General features: G+C 69.1%; 4 protein-coding genes. 1 reads left to right on the forward strand and 3 read right to left on the reverse strand.

What is annotated here, in order from left to right:
- Window positions 1-198 precede the first annotated feature (198 nt).
- Both SSP08S_RS54325 and SSP08S_RS54330 read right to left on the reverse strand, forming a co-directional pair.
- Window positions 199-609, reverse strand: a complete 411-nt coding sequence (locus SSP08S_RS54325) for a hypothetical protein (RefSeq protein WP_019076015.1) — start codon at window positions 607-609, stop codon at window positions 199-201.
- A 451-nt stretch (window positions 610-1,060) separates the two neighbouring features.
- Complete coding sequence (locus tag SSP08S_RS54330; RefSeq protein WP_158697371.1) at window positions 1,061-3,565, reverse strand: WD40 repeat domain-containing protein; 2,505 nt, start codon at window positions 3,563-3,565, stop codon at window positions 1,061-1,063.
- 55 nt (window positions 3,566-3,620) lie between these two features.
- On the opposite strand from SSP08S_RS54330, the gene SSP08S_RS54335 reads away from it, so the two are divergent.
- Window positions 3,621-4,829, forward strand: a complete 1,209-nt coding sequence (locus SSP08S_RS54335; protein ID WP_051106230.1) for an IS4 family transposase — start codon at window positions 3,621-3,623, stop codon at window positions 4,827-4,829.
- A gap of 285 nt (window positions 4,830-5,114) precedes the next feature.
- Here the strand turns inward: SSP08S_RS54335 and SSP08S_RS54340 are convergent, their stop codons facing one another.
- Window positions 5,115-5,885 (reverse strand): IS5/IS1182 family transposase, encoded by a 771-nt coding sequence (locus tag SSP08S_RS54340; RefSeq protein ID WP_026179642.1) that lies wholly within the window; start codon window positions 5,883-5,885, stop codon window positions 5,115-5,117.
- Window positions 5,886-6,119 lie beyond the last annotated feature (234 nt).

Here is a 6,119-nt window from a genome sequence, read left to right on the forward strand (position 1 = left end):
CAGTGAGACTCCTCCAGGCTCAGGGAGACGGGACACTCCGACCTGCGCTGTCCCGCTGCAAACGTAGATGGCAGCCGAGGCGACGTTGACCCGCGTGAGTGCCAGAAGGTTTGAGCATGCCGGCTGGTGACGTTCTCAAACCTTCTGGCACTCACAGAAACCCTCGTGGCGAGCAGTCGCGCTGGTGTCCCGGGGGTGTCATGGGCGGGTCGACGCCCGGCGGATGAGCGCAGTGCGATTGGGGGCCAGGAGGAACGGCAGCAGAGTTCCCAGGGCGGCGGCGAAGGTTCGGACGCGGAGCTCGGTCAGCCGGGCGCTGCGGGCGGTACCGGGCAGATGATTGACAGCCCCGAGGCCGCACTCTGCGTAGAGCTGATCGACGCCGGCGTGGACCTCGGAAGTAATGCCCCTCAGGACGTCGACGTTCGCGACCACTCCGGATTCGTTCTTCCAGCGGTAGTGGTAGATGGTGATCCGCAGACCGTGACCGGCATAGGCGAAACCGCCATCGACGTCGTGGGGGCCGGCGAATCCCGCTTCCGTCAGGAACCCGAAGCACTCCCGCCCCAGTCGGCGGACCGCCTCTTCTGCTGTCTCCCGCTTTCCCATCCAGCCACCATCGGGCGGAACAGCCGCTACCGCCAGACGGAAGCACGGCACGGGGGCGAGTAACTGCCTGATCGAAGCAAACGTCGCTCGGAGCACGGTCCGGTGAGAATCTGCCTCTGCGGATGAGATCGAGTGAGATCCGCCAGCTTGAGTGCGACAGGATAGCCGCTGACCTGCATGTCTCACGCGGCGGCCACGAGTGGCCAAGATTGAAAGAGATTTGGCCACAGAATTTGAGACCCTACAATGGTTGTAGGGTCTCATTCGGAATGTCCCGTTCCGCCTGCCTGGTCTGGGCTTCCCCGATTATCTCAATCGAGGGCCAGGGCACTGCTGTCTGACGATCTTGTCTCGTGCGGGTTGCTTGCAGTTGCACCTGCTGGCATTCGGAGTTGGATGCGTGGACAACCCGCTGGAGCGGATCACTGCGCGGCGGGCGGAAGGCGGGGTATCAGTCGAAGAGGATCACGCCATTGCGGGTGCCCACGGCCAACTCCCCTGCTGGCCCCGCCTCCAGGGCTGTGCAGACGGAGGGCAAGTTGATGACGGTGTGCACCGCACCGTCATCGACGCCGACGATGGCGGCGCGGCGCCCTGCGGCCACTGCGTAGAGCCCTGTGTGGGGTAGGACGGTCGCGAACCGGATGTCGGGCAACGCGGTGGGGTGCTGATGGGTTGGGGGCGGGTCGACCATGGGCGCCCTCGCATTGGCCCGGGCGCGCGTTCTGCCTTGCCCATGCTGTCGGTCCAGGGCGAGGATCAGCGGGGCGAACGGCACTACTCGGGTCTCGGAGGCGCCCACGACCAGGAGTTCGTCCCCGCGGCCGACAGGCACGGCGGTCACCTCCCGTACTCCGTCCACGGGTAGCCGCACCCGGCAGCCTGTTGACCGGTCGAGCAGGAACAGGCCATGGTCCACCGTCGGTACCGTGAACAGGGTGCGGCCCGAGTACTGGAGGACCGCCGCGTCACCGAAGGCCGGCTCGGGTCCGTAGTCGAAGCAGGGCCGGTCGAAGAGTGGGCCGCGCGCCACATCGTGTACCGCGAGATGCGAGCGGTCGTGGTTGTCCCAGACCGCGAGCGAGTACACCGACTGGCCGGCGCCCGGCTCCGGTTCGGGCAGGGCCCGTAGCCAGACGGGACCGTCCTCGCGCCCGCAGTGCGGCACAGGGGAGCGCAGCGGCTTGCCGGTCTCCCGCGGTCCCGGCCGTTCCCTCAGATCCCAATACTCCAGAACACCGGTCCCGCTCCGGGCCAGCAGCAACGGACGGGGCCGCCGCCCCGGCGCCGGCCATCCCACGGCGACTAGCGCGGCGACCGGCCCGTCCGACAGAGACCGCAGCCGGTGCCGCAGTGCCCCGTCAGCCCCCGCCCGCACCTGGACGAGCCCGTCCGTGGTCCCGACGACGACGTCCGCGACCGCCTCGCCCAACCCGGCGGAGCCGTTCGGCAGCAGGGCGACGGCCGAGATCGACGCAACCGTGTCGAGGGCCTCGGTGATCTCCCAGTCCTCGCCCGTCCGGGTCAGCCGCCACACCCGCCCGGTGCCGGTGCCGCACAGAAGGCTGTCGGCGTCGTCGGCCAAGGAGGCCACGTCCTGCGGTAGCCGGCGCTCCCAGGTGCCGTCCACGGCGACGATCCGGTGGTCGTTGCCACCGCTGAAGGGTTGGCCACCGAGGAACCGAAGCACCTGCACGGCACCCCGGTGTACGGCGCGGAGTTCCCCCACCGGGCGGCACGAGGGCAGCGACCACTCCTGCACGTGGCCGTCGTCGGTGCCGACGATCAGCCGTCCTCGGCCGTCCGGGGAGAGGGCCAGGGCTGTTGACCAGGCCAGGGTCGCGAGCTGGGGGCTCTGCGCGTACATCCGACCGTGCGTCATATCCCAGCAGATGACCCGGCCGGTGTCGGTGCCAACGACGACCACGTCGCGGTCCAGGAGCCGACCTGTCGTCACCGCCGTGACGATGCCGGGGACCGTGAACTCCTGTTCCTGGATAGGGACTCCGCCGTGCAGCACGAGTACCCGGACACGTCCGGCGTGCTCACCGGTCACCACCACGTCGCGGTCTGGGCTGAGAGGCCCGACCGCGGCGCAGGACAGCAGCGGCACCTGCCAGGGGATGGGACGGGGGATGCCGCGCCGCCACAGTTCACGGCCGTCCCTGACGTCCCAGCAGCGTATTTCGTGGTCCTCACCCACGCTGATCAAGGCTCGGCGGGCGCCCGGCCCACGCACTGGCCCAACGGCGAGCACCCGGGCCCCTTGGTGGCCGGCTACCTGGATGGAGTCGGCAGCGTGCGGTGTGGGCCAGATCCGTACGATGCCGTCGCTGCCGCCCACGCACACCGTGCCGTCCACGGTGCAGACGGCTGCGGCCTCGTGGTACCGCCTCTGGCCGCCGACCTGGTCGCCGGTGACGAGGTCGTAGAGCTGGAGCCCGTACAGGTCGCCCTGTACGGAGACGCACGGCAACGTACCGAGGTCGAACGTCGCAACGCGCAGGCCCGGGCTGCGGTCTATACGCAAGGGCAGTCCGATAGGCCGCCCGCTGTCCAGGTCGACGCGGTGCAGGCGGCCCTCGGCGGTGGCGACGGCGACGATCCACTGGCGGCCGACGCGGTGGACGGCCAGGGAAACCGGGACCTCCCCGTCGTTGAGAAGGACACGGACGGGCTCATGCGTGCCACGCGCGGAGAGCCGCACCGTGGCGTCGTCTCGGCTCGCGGTGACCACGAGGGGGCCAAAAGGATGCCCGGTCACCGGTACGAGGAGGTGTACGGGGCCGTTGTGCCCGGTGCGCACGTGGATGAAGTCGTCGTCGAGGTACCGGACAAAGCCGTCGGCGTCTCCGGACACCGCCCCGCCTGCGGGGAGGGCGGCTTGCACCGTGGTGCGCGCACGCTCGCCGGGGGTGTGACAGTGCAGGCACAACGCCAGCTGCTGCCTTTCCACGGCCTTCTGCAACGCGCTTTAAAGCCAATGCCGTTGCTTTAGTTGGCGGCGTAGTCTGCTGGCAGGGCGTCGGGGGGTGGTGCCGGTGGCGGAGAGTGTCCCGGAGTTATCCGGTCTTGGATTGTTGACCTGGGTGTATCCGCCGGGTCTGGTGGATCGGGTGGTCGCTGCGTGCGGCCGGACCGAGCAGCGCAGACGGCTGCTTCCCGCCCGGGTGGTGGTGTACTTCGTCCTCGGTCTGGCCCTGTTCTCGCCGGCTCCGTATCTGGAAGTCCTGCGGCACCTGACCGACGGGCTGCGCGTGGGCGGGCTGTGGGGCAGCTGGCGGATCCCGGCGAAGTCCTCCCTGTTCAGAGCCCGTGACCGGCTGGGCTCCGAGCCTTTGCGGGTCCTGTTCGCGGCCACCGTCCGTCCGCTGGCCGGTGAGGAGACACCGGGCGCGTTCTGGCGGGGGCTGCGGCTGACGGCGGTGGACGGCACCTGCTGGGATGCCGCCGACACTGCCGCGAACGACCAGGAGTTCGGCCGTCCCGGCAACACCCGCGGCCGGGACAGATCCGCGTTCCCGCAGGTGCGGATGGCCGCTCTGGTCGAGTGCGGCACCCATGCCGTGCTGGACGCGGAACTGGCCGGCTGCCGGACCGGTGAACTCACCCTCGCCGCCCGCCTGGTCCGCTCCACCGGGCCGGACATGCTGGTGATGGCCGACCGGGAGTTCCTGGGAGTGCCGTTGTGGAGAGCGTTCACCGCCACCGGTGCCCACCTGTTGTGGCGGGTGTCGGCCAATCGGGTCCTACCCGTGCAGGAACTTCTTCCCGACGGCTCCTGGCTCAGCCGCCTGCACGCAGGCACGGACGGCAAGAAGCGCGATCCGGTGCGCGTGCGGGTGCTCGCCTACCAACTATCCGGCGGCGCAGCAGGCACACAGGACACGCACTACCGCCTGGTCACCGACCTCCTCGATTCGGAACGCTTCCCTGCGGCCGAACTCGCGGCGCTGTATGCCCGGCGGTGGGAGATCGAGTCGGTCTTCGACGAGATCAAGACCCACCAGCGCGGCCCCCGCACCGTCCTGGCCAGCAAGACCCCCGACGGCGTGCGCCAGCAGATCTGGGCCCATCTGCTGGTCCACCACGCCCTGCGGTCCCTGATGTCCAGAACCGCTGCCGTCCACGGCATCGACCCGGAACGGCTTTCGTTCACCGACACCCTGCGCGCGGCCCGCCGCAGCGTCACCGCCGCACCCGGCATCTTTTCCCCCTGAGCACCTGATCACGGCACTGATCCGGCTCCGCGACGACCTGCTGACCACACTCCTGCCACCACGACGGCTCCGCAGCCAGCCCCGTGTCGTCAAGCGCAAGATGTCCAACTACCTGCTCAAACGGGCCGAACACCACACCTGGCACCAGCCCACCAGAACACCCGACAACGCCGTCACCCTCCGCCCACCGAGACAAACAGCCCAGTAAAGCAACGGCATTGGCTTTAAAGCGCGTTGCAGAAGGCCGTGAGATTGCAGGTCAGGGCCCGTCTGCGGCTGTGTTGATCACGCGGTCAGGGCGAGGTTGTGCATGTGGGCGACGGCCTGGACGGCGTGGTGGAGGCTGTCGCCGTGCTGTCGGCAGTCACGAAGGATCTTGTACTGCTTCAGACGGCCGATCGCGTGCTCGACCCGCGCGCGGACCCGGCGATGCTCCTTGTTGTCGGCTTCCTCGCCCGCCAGCAGAGACCGGCCGGGTCGTTTGCGGTGTGGGACGACCAGGCCGGTGTTGATGTAGGCGCCGTCGCCGAGCACGGTGACACCCTGACACTGCTGTGGCAGGCCGGAGCCGCGCCAGACCTGGGCGTCGGCCTTGTTGCCCGGGGCGGGACGGGCGGTGGCAACGACCAGGCGGGTGTTGGCGTCGATGATGACCTGCACGTTCGCGGAGAACCGGTAGTTGCGGCTGGAGGCGCCGACCGTGCGGTCGCGGACCGGGACCAGCGTGCCGTCGACGATCCACAACCGGTCCGTGGCATCGGCCGGACGCGAGACCGGCGCGATCGCGAGGAGGGGGCCCAGCCGCTGGATGACCCTGCACACCGTCGCCGGCGAGACCCCGAACAGCGGCGCGAGCTGCCGCATGGTGAGGTTCGTGCGGTAGTAGACCGCTACCACCAACACCCGGTCGGCAAGCGGCAGACACCACGGCCGTCCGATCCGCGGCCCATCGCCACCCCGCTCCCGCACCACCTTCAGCAACCGCTCGAACTGCGTCATCCGCAGCCCCGTGAACGTCTCCACCCACAGCGGCTCAGTCCTCAACACCCCACGCATACGAGGGAAATGCCCAGATCACGGCCTTCTGCAACGCGCTTTACGACCTCGTGCACGGTTGGCCGTGGCTCGGTGCTCGGGTGGCTCGTTGAGCCGTGCATGATGGGGGCTGGGGCGCGCGAGTTGATTGTGGCGGAGTACCGGATCACCGGGCTGTCGCCGGTTGTAATCGCTGAACTGATCGCCGAGATAGGGCCGTTATGGCATGAGCAGCATCAGGCGCGCCTGACGGCA

Source organism: Streptomyces hokutonensis (assembly GCF_000376565.1).
Classification (GTDB): domain Bacteria; phylum Actinomycetota; class Actinomycetes; order Streptomycetales; family Streptomycetaceae; genus Streptomyces; species Streptomyces hokutonensis.